This window comes from Pseudomonas sp. CFBP 13727, from assembly GCF_014841915.1.
GTDB classification, from domain to species: Bacteria; Pseudomonadota; Gammaproteobacteria; order Pseudomonadales; family Pseudomonadaceae; genus Aquipseudomonas; species Aquipseudomonas baltica.
This window is the reverse complement of sequence record NZ_JACYUT010000001.1, coordinates 269,713-286,326: the sequence shown is the minus strand read 5'-3', so window position 1 is coordinate 286,326 and position 16,614 is coordinate 269,713. Positions and strand designations below refer to the sequence as shown.

At 62.8% G+C, this 16,614-nt stretch carries 17 protein-coding genes; 12 read left to right on the top strand and 5 right to left on the bottom strand.

Annotated elements, in window-relative coordinates:
* Positions 1-20: 20 nt before the first annotated feature.
* On the bottom strand, positions 21-395 hold the full coding sequence (locus IFT76_RS01265; RefSeq protein ID WP_122476937.1) for a Mor transcription activator family protein: 375 nt from the start codon (positions 393-395) through the stop codon (positions 21-23).
* 267 nt (positions 396-662) lie between these two features.
* Between IFT76_RS01265 and IFT76_RS01260 the strand changes: the two genes are divergently transcribed.
* The 3 genes from IFT76_RS01260 (at position 663) to IFT76_RS01250 (ending at position 2,303) form a co-directional block, all read left to right on the top strand.
* Positions 663-854, top strand: a complete 192-nt coding sequence (locus tag IFT76_RS01260) for a hypothetical protein (protein ID WP_185793444.1) — start codon at positions 663-665, stop codon at positions 852-854.
* An 81-nt stretch (positions 855-935) separates the two neighbouring features.
* The gene (locus IFT76_RS01255; protein WP_192057169.1) at positions 936-1,202 is read left to right on the top strand and encodes a PepSY domain-containing protein; all 267 of its coding nucleotides are present in this window, start codon (positions 936-938) and stop codon (positions 1,200-1,202) included.
* A gap of 75 nt (positions 1,203-1,277) precedes the next feature.
* Positions 1,278-2,303 (top strand): Ldh family oxidoreductase, encoded by a 1,026-nt coding sequence (locus IFT76_RS01250; RefSeq protein ID WP_192057168.1) that lies wholly within the window; start codon positions 1,278-1,280, stop codon positions 2,301-2,303.
* Between the two features lie 82 nt (positions 2,304-2,385).
* Here IFT76_RS01250 and IFT76_RS01245 read toward each other — a convergent pair whose 3' ends face one another.
* The gene (locus tag IFT76_RS01245) at positions 2,386-2,706 is read right to left on the bottom strand and encodes a DUF883 family protein (RefSeq protein WP_122476944.1); all 321 of its coding nucleotides are present in this window, start codon (positions 2,704-2,706) and stop codon (positions 2,386-2,388) included.
* A 157-nt stretch (positions 2,707-2,863) separates the two neighbouring features.
* Here IFT76_RS01245 and IFT76_RS01240 point away from each other — a divergent pair, with 157 nt between their 5' ends.
* On the top strand, positions 2,864-3,118 hold the full coding sequence (locus tag IFT76_RS01240) for a hypothetical protein (RefSeq protein ID WP_122476946.1): 255 nt from the start codon (positions 2,864-2,866) through the stop codon (positions 3,116-3,118).
* A 39-nt stretch (positions 3,119-3,157) separates the two neighbouring features.
* On the opposite strand, the gene IFT76_RS01235 is transcribed toward IFT76_RS01240, so the two are convergent.
* Entirely contained in the window at positions 3,158-3,628 is a 471-nt protein-coding gene (locus IFT76_RS01235; protein ID WP_192057167.1) for an LEA type 2 family protein, read from the bottom strand.
* 366 nt (positions 3,629-3,994) lie between these two features.
* Here IFT76_RS01235 and eat point away from each other — a divergent pair, with 366 nt between their 5' ends.
* The 3 genes from eat to eutC are packed head-to-tail and all read left to right on the top strand — an operon-like array spanning position 3,995 to position 7,608.
* Positions 3,995-5,353: an ethanolamine permease gene (gene eat / locus IFT76_RS01230; protein ID WP_192057166.1), complete on the top strand. Its 1,359-nt coding sequence runs from the start codon at positions 3,995-3,997 to the stop codon at positions 5,351-5,353.
* 10 nt (positions 5,354-5,363) lie between these two features.
* The gene (locus IFT76_RS01225) at positions 5,364-6,755 is read left to right on the top strand and encodes an ethanolamine ammonia-lyase subunit EutB (protein ID WP_192057165.1); all 1,392 of its coding nucleotides are present in this window, start codon (positions 5,364-5,366) and stop codon (positions 6,753-6,755) included.
* Between the two features lie 46 nt (positions 6,756-6,801).
* A complete protein-coding gene (eutC, locus tag IFT76_RS01220) occupies positions 6,802-7,608 on the top strand; it encodes an ethanolamine ammonia-lyase subunit EutC (RefSeq protein WP_192057164.1) in 807 nt (268 codons plus the stop codon).
* A gap of 32 nt (positions 7,609-7,640) precedes the next feature.
* Here eutC and IFT76_RS01215 read toward each other — a convergent pair whose 3' ends face one another.
* Positions 7,641-8,303: an HAD family hydrolase gene (locus IFT76_RS01215; protein ID WP_192057163.1), complete on the bottom strand. Its 663-nt coding sequence runs from the start codon at positions 8,301-8,303 to the stop codon at positions 7,641-7,643.
* Positions 8,304-8,503: 200 nt separating this feature from the next.
* Between IFT76_RS01215 and IFT76_RS01210 the strand changes: the two genes are divergently transcribed.
* From IFT76_RS01210 to IFT76_RS01190, 5 genes are all read left to right on the top strand, one after another.
* Positions 8,504-9,847, top strand: a complete 1,344-nt coding sequence (locus tag IFT76_RS01210) for a putative bifunctional diguanylate cyclase/phosphodiesterase (RefSeq protein WP_192057162.1) — start codon at positions 8,504-8,506, stop codon at positions 9,845-9,847.
* A gap of 149 nt (positions 9,848-9,996) precedes the next feature.
* On the top strand, positions 9,997-10,614 hold the full coding sequence (gene imuA / locus IFT76_RS01205) for a translesion DNA synthesis-associated protein ImuA (RefSeq protein WP_122476956.1): 618 nt from the start codon (positions 9,997-9,999) through the stop codon (positions 10,612-10,614).
* A 7-nt stretch (positions 10,615-10,621) separates the two neighbouring features.
* Positions 10,622-12,037 carry a Y-family DNA polymerase gene (locus tag IFT76_RS01200; RefSeq protein WP_192056267.1) on the top strand — a complete coding sequence of 472 codons (1,416 nt, stop codon included), beginning with the start codon at positions 10,622-10,624 and terminating at the stop codon, positions 12,035-12,037.
* A complete protein-coding gene (locus IFT76_RS01195) occupies positions 12,034-15,114 on the top strand; it encodes an error-prone DNA polymerase (RefSeq protein ID WP_192057161.1) in 3,081 nt (1,026 codons plus the stop codon). The genes IFT76_RS01200 and IFT76_RS01195 overlap by 4 nt, the downstream gene beginning before the upstream one ends.
* Positions 15,115-15,206: 92 nt before the next feature.
* Positions 15,207-16,226, top strand: a complete 1,020-nt coding sequence (locus tag IFT76_RS01190) for a branched-chain amino acid aminotransferase (protein WP_122476961.1) — start codon at positions 15,207-15,209, stop codon at positions 16,224-16,226.
* A gap of 129 nt (positions 16,227-16,355) precedes the next feature.
* Here IFT76_RS01190 and IFT76_RS01185 read toward each other — a convergent pair whose 3' ends face one another.
* Positions 16,356-16,514 carry a hypothetical protein gene (locus tag IFT76_RS01185; RefSeq protein WP_163007479.1) on the bottom strand — a complete coding sequence of 53 codons (159 nt, stop codon included), beginning with the start codon at positions 16,512-16,514 and terminating at the stop codon, positions 16,356-16,358.
* Between the last annotated feature and the right edge of the window lie 100 nt (positions 16,515-16,614).

Here is a 16,614-nt window from a genome sequence, read left to right as displayed (position 1 = left end):
TAGTCGGGCTTGAGTAGGACTCAGAGCGCCAGGGTGCGGCGGATATTGCCGATCTGCCGCTGGCTCAGGCCGTACTTGTGGGCGAGGACGCTGCGTGAGGTGCCGTTGCGCGTCTCGTGGTGAATCTGCTGGTTGCGCCATTGGCGCAGGAAATGGTCGGCCTTGGGAATCTCCAGGGCCATGCCGGCGAAGCGCTGGATCAACGCCACTACCGTTGCGGCTTCCAGATGTTCCGCCAGGGCGGTGCGTTGCGGGTGTTTGGGGATGTAGCGCGGGCGTCCGCCGTAGAGCTGGGTCAGGCGGTAGGCCTGTTCGACACCGATGCATTCGATCAATACCTGCAGCGAATGGGGAAGTTGCTCGACGTCGATCTGCTGGAGCTGTTGGGTGTTCATGGTGACTTCCTTGTGGCAGCACTTGGCCAATCCGGCCGGAGGTCATTCTTGTCCAGGCGCCCCTGAGGCTCTAGGAGTCAAGAGGTCTCTGGCTGTGGGCAGGTTCCGGCAACTGCGTGGGAAATCCATACCGTCATTGGCATGACATTGGCCGTGGCGATGTGCTCGAACACTATGCCTCGGTGGTCCCTGGCGATGTAACATGGCATGCAAACAGATACATCCCGGCAACAGAATCCGGGCCAACACGACTGTCAGGACCTCTACATGACTCAAGCTCAACGTATCAAATATTCCTTGCTGATTGCCCTGGTGGTCTTGCTGATCATGCTCGGGCTGTCCTATCTGCAGACCCAGGGCGTCATCACTGAAAAACTCTTTCAGTACATTGCCATGGGTATCGCCGTACTGGTGGTGGTGATCAACGGTGTGCTGCGTCGCAAGGTCAAGCGACCGTAAGCAGGCGGCCTTTGAACTAATTTTTCGAGATGACGCTCCAAGACAGTGCAGCACAAACCAATCACTGTTATGGAGTGCCCCATGTTCAAGAAGACTTTGACTGCCGTCGTTGCAACTTCCGCCCTGATGACCGCTGGCCTGGCGCTGGCCGACAAGCCCGGCGTTGGTTGGATCACCATCGAGAAAGCCATCGAGACCGCCAAGTCCAAGGGTTACACGGAAGTGTGGAAAATCGAAGCTGACGACAACGGCTACTGGGAAGGTGAGGGCAAGAAAGCCGACGGCGTAGCCTACGAGTTCCGTATCGACGGCCAGTCGGGCAACGTGCTGCGCGATCAGAAGGACTGATGCCCGCGGGCTTGTCCTGAGGCGGGTGGGTGTGGCGTACTAGGGACTCGTTCCGTTGACGCCAGGAAATGCCCGATGCCTGCTAGCGACCCCGCCGTTCAATCGCTGTCCTTCGATGATCTGACGCACTTGCTGCGTCAGATCTTCTTGCGTCATGGCACCTCTGCCGAGGTGGCCGACATTCTCGCCCACAACTGTGCAACTGCCCAACGAGACGGGGCCCACAGCCACGGCACATTCCGCATTCCCGGTTACCTTTCCACCCTGGCCAGCGGCTGGGTGGACGGCAAGGCGCGTCCGCAGGTCGAAGACGTTGCCAGTGGTTATGTGGCAGTGGATGCCGCCGGTGGCTTTGCCCAGCCAGCACTGGCCGCGGCGCGCGGGCTGTTGGTGAGCAAGGCGCGCGAGGCAGGTATCGCCGTGCTGGCGATCCGCAATTCCCATCACTTTGCTGCGCTATGGCCAGATGTCGAACCGTTCGCTGCCGAAGGCCTGGTGGCCCTGAGCGTGGTCAACAGCATGACCTGCGTCGTTCCCCATGGAGGCACCAAGCCGCTGTTCGGCACCAATCCGATCGCCTTCGCAGCGCCGTGCGCAGGCAAGGATCCGTTGGTCTTCGACATGGCAACCAGCGCACTGGCCCACGGTGATGTGCAGATCGCGGCACGGGCCGGGCATCCTGTGCCTGTCGGCGCCGGTGTCGACAAGCACGGGCAGCCGACGACCGACCCGGCGGCAATTCTCGATGGCGGGGCGCTGCTGCCGTTTGGTGGCCACAAAGGCTCGGCGTTGTCGATGATGGTGGAGCTGCTTTCAGCGGCCCTCACCGGTGGAAATTTTTCCTTCGAGTTCGATTGGACACGTCATCCCGGTGCGCAGACACCCTGGACCGGGCAGTTGATCATCGTCATCGACCCCGACAAGCGTGCTGGCCAGAACTTTGCCGAACGCAGCCGCGAGCTGGTCGAGCGCATGCATGAAGCCGGGCAATCGCGCCTCTCGGGCGACAGGCGCTATCGCCAGCGCGCACTGGCAAGGACTCAAGGCATTTCGATGCCTGTCGAAGAGTTGGAAAGATTGCGGGCTTTGGTTGGAGAATGATGCAGGAAGGGCCGCTGCGATCGACGGCCCGGAACAACGATGCGAGAACACGGGTGAAATCTGTGGGTGCAGTGCGGACTGATCAGTCGCGACGGCCCAGCAGCAGACCCAGCAACAGGCCGCAGGTTGCCGAAGCAGCAACGGTCTGCCAAGGATGGCCACCGATGTAGGTTTGCGTGGCTTCGACCACTGGCTTGGCGCGCTCGCGCAGCCCGGCCAGGGAGTACGAAACGTGCTCCAGCTTGGAATTGACTTGCGCGCGCAGGCTATTGGCGTCATCACCCACCAGGGAGGCGCCGTCCCTGAGCATTTTTTCCGATTCTTCGATCAACGCCAGCAGCTCGCTGAAAACTTGATCCTTGATTTGATCCTCGGCCGATTCAGCACTTGATCTACGGGCCATTTCACTCACTCCTGGTGTTTATTTAAGGCAGTGCAAGATTGAGTCCCGGCGCCCTGGAAAGTTGCATGCAGGGCTCAGGCGCAGCGTTTGCTCCTACAGGTTTTCATGTCCAGACGTGTAAGATGTCGCCTGTTTTTTCTGCTGGCAGGTACTCGCAATGAGCTTCAATCTCGCTAATCGTTCGCTGGCCGAGCGCGCCATGATCGAGGATGAAAAGGCCCGTCTCTACGAGCTGTGGCAAGCCAACCTAGGCAAGGCCAAGGCCGACGCTGCCCGACTCATCGGGGAAAAGGCCAAACGCAAGGGTCGTTGGGCCGAGTGGGTACGCGCCGAGCTGGACGGCATGTCTCCCCCTGAGTACGCCAACATGGTGCGTGCCGAAGTGAACAAGCTGATGGCTGCGGCACGCTGAGCCAGGGGCTGCCGGATTCGCCTGCACAAGCGTCGGGTTTCAATAGCCCGCTGCAGCCGGCAGGCTCAAGGTACCGCTGTCGCTGAAGCGCACCGTTCCGAACAGTCCGCCGGCAAGCTTGCCATGCAATCGGTAGGGCATGCCGTTCAGCCTCTGGGCGGGATTGAGGCCCATGGCCTGGCGCAACGCCGTGAACGCAGACACGCTCACAGGCACGGCCAGCACTTCCTCCGAATAACGTTCGATACGACCGTGCTGGCTGCTGACGCCACTGGCCAACGGCTGGCCGTTGACGTCCAGGTTCACCGCTATGCCGTCGTACTCGAAGGCGGTTTCGTTGGGGTTCTGCAGCCGCAGCTTGATGGCGAAGCGCAGCTCCAGCTCTTGCGCAGGCAAGGGCTCGATGCCCACCACACTGATGGAAACCGGATCCCTGGAGGGCAACAGCGAACATCCCGCTATGCCGGCCACGAGTGCCAGGGTCAAGCAACTGCGCAATAAGCGAAACATGAGTGGGTAACTCCCGGACCGAGCACGTCGCTCCCTCAGTGCGACCATGAGTGTGGCTCTGGGTTCGCCATTCTGCGGGATGAGCGAACCAGGATGTGCCTGGCAGAGGCTTGGACTGGCTTGATGTGTGCAGATGTTTCAAAGAAATGGCGTTCCTGTGGGCCCAGCCCTGCGCCGCCTGGGAAGTGCGGGCATCGGTGCGTTGGATCGGGGCAGTCAATCGCGGCAAGCCCCAGACTGGCGCAGCGGTTCGACCATCGAGAGTAGGGCTGCTTTCACTTTCGAGGCGTCAAGTAGCCACTTGGCGCCTATGGTTACCCTTCAGGAACGTTCCTATGCGCACATCCGTCTCCGAGGGCACACCCCATGACCGTTTCGAAACTCAAACCTACGCTGGGCACGCTGCACCTTTGGGGTATCGCCGTTGGCCTGGTGATCTCCGGTGAATACTTTGGCTGGAGCTATGGCTGGGGCAGTGCCGGCACCCTGGGTTTCCTCTGCACCACGCTGATGGTCGCTGTGATGTACACCTGCTTCATCTTCAGCTTCACCGAACTGACCACGGCCATTCCCAATGCGGGTGGTCCATTTGCCTACAGCCTGCGCGCATTCGGCCCTGCAGGCGGCATGATTGCCGGGCTGGCGACCCTGATCGAATTCGTCTTCGCCCCGCCGGCCATCGCCATGGCCATCGGCGCCTACCTCAACGTGCAGTTTCCCGGGCTCGATCCCAAATGGGCCGCGGTCGGTGCCTATGCCGTGTTCATGAGCCTCAACATTGTCGGCGTGAGCATTGCGGCCACCTTCGAACTGGTGGTGACCATCCTGGCGGTGTTCGAATTGCTGGTGTTCATGGGCGTGGTGGCGCCGGCGTTCAGTTTCAGCAACTTCGCCCTGGGCGGTTGGGCCGGGTCCGACACGTTCAGCCTGGGTGCATTGAGCGGGATGTTCGCGGCGATTCCTTTCGCTATCTGGTTCTTCCTGGCCATCGAGGGTGCGGCCATGGCCGCCGAGGAAGCCAAGGACCCCAAACGCACCATTCCCCGGGCCTACATCGCCGGGATCCTGACCCTGGTCACCCTGGCCATCAGCGTGATGATCTTCGCCGGTGGCGTCGGCGACTGGCGCGCCCTGGCGAACATCAACGACCCGCTGCCGCAAGCCATGAAAGGCGTGGTGGGCGATAACTCCAACTGGATGCACATGCTGGTATGGATCGGTCTGTTCGGGCTGGTCGCCAGCTTTCACGGAATCATCCTGGGCTATTCACGGCAGTTCTTCGCGCTGGCACGGGCGGGTTTCCTGCCCAAGGGCCTGGCCAGGCTATCGCGCTTCCACACCCCGCACCGCGCCATCCTCGCCGGTGGGGTGGTGGGCATCGCGGCGATCTTCAGCGATGGGCTGGTCAACCTGCAGGGGCTGAGCCTGACCGCGGCAATGATCACCATGGCTGTGTTCGGTGCCATCGTCATGTACATCATGAGCATGCTCAGCCTGTTCAAGCTGCGCCACAGCGAACCTCAGCTCGAGCGTTCCTTCCGCGCGCCCGGCTATCCGCTGGTGCCGGCCATTGCGCTGGTGCTGGCGCTGGTGTGTCTGGTGGCGATGGTGTGGTTCAATGCGATGATCTGCGGGATCTTCATCGGTCTGATGTGCCTCGGCTCGCTGTTCTGCGTATTCGTGCGCAGCCGCGGCGACAGCCACCCCGCAATGGCCAGCGAGTGAGGAGGGCAGCATGAGTTTCGTGCACAGCATCGCCGGGCAGACCTGGCGCTTCGACAGTCTCCGGCAGTTGATGGCCAAGGCCAGTCCGGCACGCTCGGGGGACTACCTGGCCGAAATCGCTGCCGGCAGCGACGCCGAGCGGGCGGCGGCGCAGATGGCCCTGGCTGACGTGCCGCTCACGCGTTTTCTGCACGAGGCGCTGATCCCCTATGAAAAGGATGAAGTCACCCGCCTGATCGTCGATACCCACGATGCCCAGGCCTTTGCTGCGGTCAGCCATCTGACCGTGGGCGGCTTTCGTGACTGGCTGCTCGGCGACGAGGCCAACGAAGCCAGCCTGCGGGCCCTGGCGCCCGGCATCACGCCGGAGATAGCCGCTGCCGTGTCGAAGATCATGCGTGTGCAGGACCTGGTCCTGGTGGCGCAGAAGATTCGCGTGGTCACGCGCTTTCGCAACACGGTAGGGCTGCGTGGGCGGATGTCGACCCGGCTGCAGCCGAACCATCCCACGGACGATCCGGCCGGTATCGCTGCCAGTGTTCTGGATGGCCTGCTGTATGGCAACGGTGATGCCATGATCGGCATCAATCCGGCCAGCGATAGCCTCAGCGCCATCAGCGAGCTGTTGAAGATGCTCGACGGCGTGATCCAGCATTACGGCATACCGACCCAATCCTGCGTGCTGACCCATGTGACCTCTTCGATAGCCGCCATCGAGCGCGGCGTGCCGCTGGATCTGGTGTTCCAGTCCATCGCCGGCACCGAAGCGGCCAACAGCAGCTTCGGTGTCAGCCTGGCGGTGTTGCAGGAAGGCCATGAAGCAGGCCTGAGCCTGAAGCGCGGCACCCAGGGCAACAACCTGATGTACTTCGAAACCGGGCAGGGCAGTGCGTTGTCCGCCAACGCCCACCATGGGGTCGACCAGCAGACCTGCGAGGCGCGGGCCTATGCGGTAGCACGGCGGTTCGACCCATTCCTGGTCAATACCGTGGTCGGCTTCATCGGCCCTGAATACCTGTACAACGGCAAGCAGATCATCCGCGCAGGGCTCGAGGACCATTTCTGCGGCAAGCTGATGGGTGTGCCCATGGGTTGCGACATCTGCTACACCAATCATGCCGAGGCTGACCAGGATGACATGGACATGCTGCTGACCCTGCTGGGTGTGGCCGGGATCAATTTCATCATGGGCATTCCGGGGTCGGACGACGTCATGCTCAATTACCAGACCACCTCTTTTCACGATGCCTTGTATGCGCGCAAGACCCTGGGCCTGCGGCCGGCCCCGGAGTTCGAAGCATGGCTGGCGCGCATGGACATACTGCAACAACAGGACGGCCAGCTACGCCTGGGTACGGGTGTTCCGCCGTTGTTCGGCAGGGCCCTGGCCCGTCTGGGTTGACGGGCTACGGTTTGGCTGACTCCATCCATCTGCTCGAAGGTGAGCCATGAACGACGACACTCCCACCCGAGGCGACCCCTGGAGCGCGCTGCGTGCACTGACACCGGCGCGCATAGCCCTGGGCCGGGCCGGCACCAGCTTGCCCAGCAGCGCACAGCTGGACTTCCAGTACGCCCATGCGCAAGCCCGCGATGCCGTGCACCTGCCGTTCGACAAGGCAGCGCTCGCCGAGGCTTGTCCCGGTAGTTTGAGCCTGCACAGCGCGGCGACTGACCGGCATGTCTATCTGCAGCGTCCTGACCTGGGTCGGCGCCTGGACGAGGCTTCGCTGCAGCAGCTGCTCACTCACGCCGGCGAGAGTTCGGCAGGGTTCGATCTGGCGGTGGTGATCGCCGACGGTCTTTCCGCGCTGGCTGTGCACCGGCATGCGCTGCCCATGCTGCAACGCATCGAGCAGATTGCGGGTGATGAGGGTTGGAGCGTTGCGCCGGTCTGCCTGGTCGAGCAAGGGCGGGTGGCGGTAGCCGATGAGGTGGCCCAGGCACTGGGCGCGCGCATGGTGGTACTGCTGATCGGTGAGCGGCCGGGCCTGAGTTCGCCCGACAGCCTCGGGCTGTATTTCACCTATGCCCCGCGAGTGGGATTGAACGATGCCGCGCGCAACTGCATTTCCAATGTGCGCCTGCAGGGCCTGAGCTATGCCACCGCTGCGCACAAGTTGCAGTACCTGATGCGCGAGGCCTGGCAACGCAAGCTGTCGGGCGTCCACCTCAAGGATGAAGCGTTGGTACCGGAAATCGAAAACGACGCCCCGCAGCGACCGGGGAATTTCTTGCTCGACAACCCCCTGTAGCAGCGGCGCGAGCCGCGTCGGCGGTTTCGCGGTTACAGGGGATTGCGCATCTTTTCGATATGAATCCAGAGGTTTTCATCCTCGAAGGATTCGATCACCAGGTTAGCCCCGGCGGACCGCAGGGTCTGCGCCGATTGGCTGGTCGACAGCGCCACGGTGAACAGCCCAGCCGCAACCGCAGCAGTTACCCCAGGTACCGAATCTTCGAAGGCAATGCCTGCCTCGGCGCCTGCGCCCAAGCGTTGCAGGCCGGTAAGGTAGGGCAGCGGATCGGGTTTGGCGCGTGCCAGCTCTTCGGCAACCACCACTGTCGGCAGGCGCTCGGCCAGGCCCAGGGCATCGAGCATGTGTTCGGCATTGGCACGCGGTGCGTTGGTCACTACCACCATGCCCAGTTGCGCCTGCTCGGCATAGTCGAGCAAACGCAACAGCCCGGCAATCGGCGCAAGTTGCGGTGCAAGTTCGCGAAAGCGCGCTTCCTTGCGATCGGCGAACGCTTCGTGCTCCGCCACCGAGCGCTCTGGAAACAGGTACTGGCACATGTCGGCATTGGCCCGGCCGCTGGCATGTAACTGGAACTCTTCATGGGTGAATTCGCGACCTTCCTCGGCCAGCAATTGCTGCACGGCGAGAAGGTGCAAGGCGTCGGTTTCAGTCAGTGTGCCATCGAGGTCGAACAGCAGGGCTTCGAGCATGAATCGTCCATTCCATCCCAGGGTTTGCCGCAGTGTAGCAGTGTCGGATGGCAGTTCCGATGCTAGCGGACCGGCTATCGGGCAGATGACGCTTGGCAAGTATTTGGGGTGATGTTATTTTGCCATCAGTTGAATTGCCCTCTCTCAAATTGCCCGGTCTCTCGCAGGAAGCTCGAGCCTGACATCTGCAGGAAAGTGTCATGTCCGATCCCGTTCATGCTTCTGCCCAGGCTCTAGTGTCCTGTGACCGGCTGACCCTGTTACCCGACCGGCGACAATTTCTCACCGACCTTGGCCATCTGTTGCTGCAGCATCCGGGAGCGTCCCGCCACCTGGTGCTGATCGATGCCGTGGATACCGCCTGGGCCCATGACATGACGCTGGCCCTGGGCATGGTCCCATTCGAGAACCTGTTGTGCTGCATAGCCCGTCGGCTGCTGCGCCTGCGCGCGGGGCAGGGCCCGGTCTACCACATCGGCCGCAAGCGTTTCGCCTTCGTGCTGGACGCCGAGCAAGCCGATGTCGGCGGCTATCTCGACATGCTGGTGCACGCCTTGCGCTGTCCCACGCAGATAGAAGGCATGCCGGTTCGACCCACCGTGCGCGCTGGCGTCACGCCATTTCTGATCAGCTTCGAAGCGGTCCGCGATGCACTGCGCAAAGCCATGTACGCGGCCGAACTGGCGTTGCTCGGCGGTCAGGCGTGGGCGTGGTACGACCCCGTGCGCGATAACGCCTATCGCAGGTCCTTCCGGCTGGCGTCCGATGTGACCGAGGCGCTGCGCGACGGGCAGCTGCGATTGGTGTTCCAGCCACGCTTCGCCTTGCCCGAGGGTGATCAGGTCAGTGCCGAAGCATTGCTGCGCTGGGAGCATCCACGGCTTGGGCCGGTTTCGCCCGCCGAGTTCATTCCGGTGCTGGAAAAGAGTGCGTTGATCCATAGTGTGACGCGCTGGGTCATCGACGCAGCCTTGGCCAAGCTGGCCCAGTGGCCTGCAACGGTGCTGACCAAACTGTCGCTGAATCTTTCCGCGCTGGATTTCGACGGCCACGACATCACTCAGGTCATCAGCGCGGCCTGTCGCACCTACGGCATCCACCCCGAGCGCCTCGAGGTCGAGATTACCGAAGGCGAGTGGCTGCGTTCCAACCCACTGGTGCTGACACAGCTGGCCGCCATCCGCGAATTGGGCGTGGATGTAGCGATCGATGATTTCGGCACCGGCTACAGCAATTTCTCCTACCTGCACGAAATACCCGCCAACGTGGTGAAACTCGACAAGTCGATGATCACCGGCATGGAGCATAGCCCGCGGCATCAACTGATCGTGCAGACGGTGCTGGAACTGGCGCGCAAGCTGGGCTACCGCACCGTGGCCGAAGGTGTCGAGACCTTCAAGTGCATGCAGATGATCCGCGCCCTGGGCTGTGATGAAGCCCAGGGCTACTTTTTCGCCCGGCCCATGCCGGAACAGGAATTTCTCGGTTGGAGCGGCGCATCGCGCTTTCCATTGCGCAAATTACTGGTGGCAACGCCGGCCTGATCGGTACCGTTGGCACCCTTGGTGGCGAGAACTGAAAATAGACGCTTTACTGTTCATGCATACAGTAGTAAAAATGCAGCCATGAACAGATCACTCCCACTCACCTATTTTCATTCCCCCAGCAACCTGGCCTCGAGGGCAGGGCAGTGATGGGCGCCGTGGTCAGCCTGGAAGGCCTGATCGACCAACGCCGCATCTGGCGCGGACGTCAGGAAACCGCTCCCAGCGGCTTGCAGCCCACCGGGCATGCTGCCCTCGATGCCGTGCTTCCCAACGGTGGGTGGCCTCCGGCGGCACTCAGTGAAATCCTGCTTGCCGCCAACGGCAGTGGCGAATTGCAGTTGCTCTGGCCGACCCTGGCGCGCTTGAGCCAGGCGGGCGAACGAATCGTACTGATAGCGCCCCCGTTCATTCCCTATCCCCATGCCTGGATGGCGGCGGGTGTCCGTTTGCAGCATCTTTGCGTGCTCAAGGCCCAAGGCAAGGATGCCTTGTGGGCTGCCGAGCAATGCCTGCGTTCCGGCAGCTGCGCAGCGGTACTCTGCTGGCCGCAGAACCCTGATGACAAGGCCTTGCGACGCCTGCAGGTGGCGGCAGAAACCGGCGAGACCCTGGGCTTTGCCTTGCGCGAACAGCGGGCGGCGCTCAACCCGTCACCGGCAGCGCTGCGGCTGTCGCTGCATGCGCCTGCAGGGCAGGTGCAGGTACTCAAATGTCGCGGCGGGATACCGCCCGCGATGCCCGTCACCTTCGTCAGTTACGTTTGAGATTGCCATGCTGTGGGCCTGCATTCTGCTGCCGCAACTGGCGCTCGACGCCGTGCTGCGCCAACGCGAAGACCCACAGCAACCGCTTGCCCTGGTCACCGGCCCGCTGCAGCGACGCGTGCTGCAAGCAGTCAATCCGGCGGCACGTGAACTGGGCCTGAAACCGGGGCAGTCACTCACCGCCGCCTACATGCTCAGCCGTGATTTCGCCACCGCACCCTACGACCCGGCACAGATCGAACACTGGCAGCGTTTCCTGGCTGCGTGGGCCTATCGGTTCAGCTCCCAGGTCAGCGTGCATTACCCCCGGGTCCTGTTGCTCGAAGTGCAGTCGACCCTTGGACTGTTCGGGCCATGGCCTCAGTTCGAGGCGCGGTTGCGCAGCGAACTCGATGCCCTGGGCTTCCGCCATCGCATCACCTTGGCCCCCAACCCGGCTGCGGCACGCATGCTGGCCAACGCCTATGACGGTCTCAGCGTCGAGGATCAATCGACGCTGGCCGATGTTCTCCAGCGCCTGCCGGTGGAGCGGGTCGGGCTTGCCGCCGCCGATGCCATCGCGCTCAAGCGCATGGGTATGCGCCATCTGGGCCAGGTGTTGGCGCTGCCCAGGGCGCAACTTGCCAGGCGCTTTTCGGCCCAGGTGCTCAGTCATCTGGACACCCTGCTCGGGTACCGGCCCCTGGCCCTGGAATTCTTCATTCCTGCAGATGTATTCGATCAACACATCGAACTCAACTTCGATGTGGAATCCCATCAGGCGCTGCTGTTTCCCCTGCGGCGCCTGATCAACGACCTGGCGGTGTATCTGGCCGGGCGGGATGTTGGGGTGCAGCGTTTCACCCTGCATCTCAAGCATGCCGAGGGCGAGGACACCCTGGTCGAAGTCGGCTTGCTCGCTGCCGAGCGCGACGCCGCGCTGTTGTTCGAACTGGCCCGCGGGCGCTTCGAGCATCTGCAGGTGCCCCGGCCTGTGCAGGTGGTACGGTTGAGCGCGCTCGATCTGCCGCGCTTCGTACCTGCCTGCAAGGAGCTGTTCGACCAGCGACCGCAACAGACCCAGCCCTGGGAGCAGTTGCGCGAACGCCTGCGAGCACGCCTCGGCGACGATGCTTTGCAGGATCTGCGCGCCCACGCGGACCATCGCCCCGAGCGGGCCTGGCGCAACGATGGTGCTTGGGTGCCGGCCTCTCCAGACCTGGGCGCAGCCCGTCCAGGCTGGTTGCTCGAACAGGCCGAGCCTTTGCCCGCCCATGGCCTGCGTGTGCTGGCAGGGCCTGAACGCATCGAATCGGGGTGGTGGGACGGTGGCGATGTGCGCCGCGACTACTATCTGGTCGAAACCTCAACAGGGCGAAGGGGCTGGGCCTACCGCGCAGTGGGCGATGACCCTCAGTTGCTGTTGCAGGGTTGGTTCGCATGAGCCAGGGCTACGCCGAGCTGCATTGCCTTTCCAACTTCAGCTTCCAGCGCGGCGCGTCCAGCGCCCAGGAACTGTTCGCCAAGGCTGCGGCGCTGGGCTATCGAGCGTTGGCGATCACCGATGAATGCACCATGGCCGGTATCGTGCGCGCCTGGCAGGCTGCCCAGGCCCATTCGATGACGTTGATCGTCGGCAGTGAAATGCGCATCGAACAAGGCCCCAAGCTGGTGCTGCTGGCGCAGAATCTCCAGGGCTACCAGGCCCTGTGCCGCTTGATCACCCTGGCTCGAAGGCGCGCGAGCAAGGGCCAGTACCGGTTGCTGCGTGATGACCTCGACGAGGTCGAACGCGACGGCTTGCTGGCATTGTGGATAGCCGATGAACCCCACGATCTGGCCCACGGCCATTGGCTCAAGGGGCGTTTTGCCGAGCGCCTGTGGGTGGCCGTGCAGTTGCACCGCGGCGCCAATGACCAGCGGCGCCTGCAGAATCTGCTGGGCCTGGCCAAGACCCTGGGCCTGCCGGCCGTGGCCTGCGGCGACGTGCACATGCATGCCCGCGGCAGGCGTGCCCTGCAGGACACCATCACTGCCATACGCCATCACGTGCCGGTGGCCGAAGCGGGGCATGTGCTGTTCGCCAACGGCGAACGCCATCTGCGCGGGCTGTCTCAACTGGCCGACATCTACCCCGTCGCGCTGCTGCAGGAAACCTTGAATATAGCCCGGCGTTGCAGCTTCGACCTGGGCCAGCTGCGCTATCAATATCCGTGCGAGCTGGTGCCGCGTGGCTACGACGCCGGTGCCTGGCTGCGCCACCTGAGTGCCCAGGGCGCGCGCTGGCGCTGGCCGTCGGGAGTGGACCCCGAGGTGCAGGCATTGCTCGACAAGGAACTGCAACTGATCATCGAGCTGGGCTATGAAAGCTATTTCCTGACCGTCCACGACATCGTCCGTTTTGCCCGCGAGCGGCACATTCTCTGCCAGGGACGCGGCTCGGCCGCCAACTCGGTGGTGTGTTTCGCCCTGGGCATCACCGAGCTCGACCCGCGTGAAACGCACATGCTGTTCGAGCGCTTCATTTCCAAGGAACGCAACGAGCCACCGGACATCGATGTGGATTTCGAACACGAGCGGCGCGAGGAAGTTCTGCAATACGTGTTCCGTCGCTACGGTCGCGAGCGTGCCGCCCTGACCGCTGTCGCCAGCAGCTATCGAGGGGCGGGCGCGGTGCGTGATGTGGCACGGGCATTGGGCCTGCCAGCAGATCAGATCACCGCCCTGGCCGATTGCTTCGGGCGCTGGAGCGACCACCTGCCACCACTCGAGCGGTTGGTGGAGGCCGGATTCGAAACCCAGAGCCCGGTGCTCAAGCGGGTGATGGCGCTGACCGAGCAGCTGATCGGTTTCCCCCGTCACCTGTCCCAGCATCCGGGGGGCTTCGTCATTTCCGAACACCCGTTGCACACCCTGGTTCCGGTCGAGAACGCCGCCATGGCCGAGCGCACGGTGATCCAGTGGGACAAGGATGACCTGGACGCCGTGGGCCTGTTGAAAGTCGACATTCTGGCTCTGGGCATGCTCAGCGCGATCCGCCGCTGTTTCGATCTGGTACGCGGCTACCGTGGCCGCGAACTGACCCTTTCGACCTTGCCCAAGGAGTGCCCGCAGACTTACGCCATGATCAGCCGCGCCGATACCATCGGCGTGTTCCAGATCGAATCCCGGGCGCAGATGGCAATGCTTCCGCGCCTCAAGCCTAGGACGTTCTACGATCTGGTGATCGAAGTCGCCATCGTCCGGCCGGGGCCGATCGTCGGTGACATGGTTCATCCGTATCTGCGCCGGCGCAACGGCGAGGAAGCCGTGAGCTATCCCTCCGAAGCCCTGAAGAAAGTCTTCGAACGCACGCTGGGTGTGCCGCTGTTTCAGGAACAAGTGATGGAGCTGGCGATCGTCGCCGCTGGCTATACGCCAGGGGAGGCCGACCAGTTGCGCCGTTCGATGGCCGCCTGGAAGCGCCACGGCGGGTTGGAACCGCATCAGCTCCGCCTCACCGAAGGCATGCTCAAGAACGGCTATACCCGTGAGTTCGCCGAACGCATCTTCGAGCAGATCAAGGGCTTCGGCAGCTACGGTTTCCCCGAGTCCCATGCGGCCAGTTTCGCCTTGTTGACCTACGCCAGTTGCTGGCTCAAATGCCATGAGCCGGCAGCCTTTGCCTGCGCCCTGATCAACAGTTGGCCCATGGGCTTCTACAGTCCCGACCAGATCCTCCAGGATGCACGTCGCCATCATCTGCAGATCTTCGCCGTGGACGTGTGCCACAGCGACTGGGACTGCAGCCTGCAGCCCGGCGAAGGTGGGCAACCGGCCATACGCTTGGGGTTGCGGATGGTCAAGGGCCTGCGCGAAGAGGCCGGTCGCGCCGTGCAGCAGGCTCGCCTTGGCGGCCCGTTCCGCGACGTGACCGACCTAGCCCGGCGCTGTGCGCTGGACAACCGCAGCCTGGAACAGCTGGCCGATGCCAATGCCCTGCTCGGCCTGGTGGGGCACCGCCATCAGGCCCGCTGGGATGTCGCCAGCGTCGAGCAACAGTTGCCGCTGTTCGCCGAAGTGCCTGGCCTGCGCGAAGAGCCCGTGGCCTTGCCGGTCCCCAGTGTCGGCGAAGACCTCTACGCCGACTATGCCAGCCTGGGCACCACCCTCGGTCCGCATCCGTTGGCCATGCTGCGCGAGCGTCTGCAAGCATTGCGCTGCCGCAGTTCTCATGACCTGCAAAGCCTGGCCCACGGCCGTCCGGTGACCGTGGCCGGGCTGGTGACGGGCCGGCAACGGCCGTCGACCGCCAGCGGGGTGACCTTCGTCACCCTGGAAGACGAATTCGGCATGATCAACGTGGTGGTCTGGCGGGATCTGGCCGAGCGCCAGCGGCGGGTGCTGGTGGGTTCGCAGATGATGCAGGTCAAGGGCCGGTTCGAGCACAAGGACGGCGTGCGCCACGTCATTGCCGGGCATATGGCCGATGTCAGCGCCATGCTCCATGGGCTGGATGTACGCAGCCGCGATTTCCACTAGCCAGGCTGCGCGGGCCAGGCAAATGCAGTATTGTTGTGTCCATTCGTAAAAGCCTGTGCTGTTCAGGCGATCGCCAAAGGGTAGAGGGTGTCATGGGTCACGAAAGCATCAACTGGGACAAATTGGGTTTCGACTACATCAAGACCGATCTGCGCTACCTGTCGCATTGGCGCGACGGTGAATGGGACCAGGGCAACCTGACCGAAGACAATGTGCTGCACATCAGTGAAGGCTCGACCGCGCTTCATTATGGGCAGCAGTGCTTCGAGGGCCTCAAGGCCTACCGTTGCAAGGATGGTTCGATCAATCTGTTTCGCCCCGACCAGAACGCCCTGCGCATGCAGCGCAGCTGTGGTCGCCTGTTGATGCCACAAGTGCCCACCGACGTGTTCATCGACGCCTGCCGCCAGGTGGTCGCCGCCAACGAGCGCTTCATTCCGCCCTATGGTTCAGGCGGCGCCCTCTACCTGCGTCCGTTCGTGATCGGCGTAGGTGACAACATCGGCGTGCGTACAGCGCCCGAGTTCATTTTCTCGATTTTCTGCATCCCGGTTGGCCCCTACTTCAAAGGTGGCATGAAGCCGCACAATTTCGTCATTTCCGGCTACGACCGCGCCGCGCCCAACGGTACCGGTGCCGCCAAGGTGGGTGGCAACTACGCTGCCAGCCTGATGCCGGGTTCCAATGCGAAGAAGGCCAACTTTGCCGATTGCATCTACCTGGACCCCCAGACCCACACCAAGATCGAAGAAGTGGGTTCGGCGAACTTTTTCGCGATCACCCGCAACGACGAATTCGTGACCCCGAAATCGCCATCGGTGCTGCCTGGCATCACTCGTCTGTCGTTGATCGAACTGGCGCAATCGCGCCTGGGCTTGAAAGTGATCGAAGGTGATGTGCTGATCGATCAGCTCGATCAGTTCAAGGAGGCCGGCGCCTGCGGCACCGCGGCAGTGATTACCCCGATCGGGGGAATCGAATACCAGGACAAGCTGCACGTGTTCTTCAGCCAGGAAGAAGTGGGCCCATTCACGCAACGCCTCTACAAGGAGTTGACCGGTATCCAGTCCGGAGACGTTGAAGCTCCACAGGGTTGGATCGTCAAGGTCTGATCTTCAGGGCAGGCCGGCACTTGGCGGCCTGCTTGCCCTGCATCCCGTAGCCGCTCGTTCGAGCGGCATCTTCATCAGTGTCGAGCCTCGCGCGTCGACTCTGCATGCCTCAGGTCAAGCCTTGCGATTTCAGCTCGCCAACTGCGTCTGAAAAGAAATGCGTTGGAACTGCGTGCGCGCATTTTCCATGGCCTGTACTTCTCGTCGCTTGTCTGCCCGTATCAGCCCCACGAAAACGAAGGTCCCGAGTACGGACAGTGCGCACCAGCCCAGCAGAAAGGTAATCATGGGTCTCTCCTGTTGATCGCCCGCGCAGGGATGATCCCCTGCCAATTGCTGTATCGGCCTGATGGCACAATGCTTTATACCGTTCATCGGATCAGGTCAG

Bases quoted from the DNA above. Each gene is read 5' to 3' on its own strand.
- IFT76_RS01265 (WP_122476937.1), bottom strand. From the start codon at position 395: ATGAACACCCAACAGCTCCAGCAGATCGACGTCGAGCAACTTCCCCAT.
- IFT76_RS01260 (WP_185793444.1), top strand. From the start codon at position 663: ATGACTCAAGCTCAACGTATCAAATATTCCTTGCTGATTGCCCTGGTG.
- IFT76_RS01255 (WP_192057169.1), top strand. From the start codon at position 936: ATGTTCAAGAAGACTTTGACTGCCGTCGTTGCAACTTCCGCCCTGATG.
- IFT76_RS01250 (WP_192057168.1), top strand. From the start codon at position 1,278: ATGCCTGCTAGCGACCCCGCCGTTCAATCGCTGTCCTTCGATGATCTG.
- IFT76_RS01245 (WP_122476944.1), bottom strand. From the start codon at position 2,706: ATGGCCCGTAGATCAAGTGCTGAATCGGCCGAGGATCAAATCAAGGAT.
- IFT76_RS01240 (WP_122476946.1), top strand. From the start codon at position 2,864: ATGAGCTTCAATCTCGCTAATCGTTCGCTGGCCGAGCGCGCCATGATC.
- IFT76_RS01235 (WP_192057167.1), bottom strand. From the start codon at position 3,628: ATGTTTCGCTTATTGCGCAGTTGCTTGACCCTGGCACTCGTGGCCGGC.
- eat (WP_192057166.1), top strand. From the start codon at position 3,995: ATGACCGTTTCGAAACTCAAACCTACGCTGGGCACGCTGCACCTTTGG.
- IFT76_RS01225 (WP_192057165.1), top strand. From the start codon at position 5,364: ATGAGTTTCGTGCACAGCATCGCCGGGCAGACCTGGCGCTTCGACAGT.
- eutC (WP_192057164.1), top strand. From the start codon at position 6,802: ATGAACGACGACACTCCCACCCGAGGCGACCCCTGGAGCGCGCTGCGT.
- IFT76_RS01215 (WP_192057163.1), bottom strand. From the start codon at position 8,303: ATGCTCGAAGCCCTGCTGTTCGACCTCGATGGCACACTGACTGAAACC.
- IFT76_RS01210 (WP_192057162.1), top strand. From the start codon at position 8,504: ATGTCCGATCCCGTTCATGCTTCTGCCCAGGCTCTAGTGTCCTGTGAC.
- imuA (WP_122476956.1), top strand. From the start codon at position 9,997: ATGGGCGCCGTGGTCAGCCTGGAAGGCCTGATCGACCAACGCCGCATC.
- IFT76_RS01200 (WP_192056267.1), top strand. From the start codon at position 10,622: ATGCTGTGGGCCTGCATTCTGCTGCCGCAACTGGCGCTCGACGCCGTG.
- IFT76_RS01195 (WP_192057161.1), top strand. From the start codon at position 12,034: ATGAGCCAGGGCTACGCCGAGCTGCATTGCCTTTCCAACTTCAGCTTC.
- IFT76_RS01190 (WP_122476961.1), top strand. From the start codon at position 15,207: ATGGGTCACGAAAGCATCAACTGGGACAAATTGGGTTTCGACTACATC.
- IFT76_RS01185 (WP_163007479.1), bottom strand. From the start codon at position 16,514: ATGATTACCTTTCTGCTGGGCTGGTGCGCACTGTCCGTACTCGGGACC.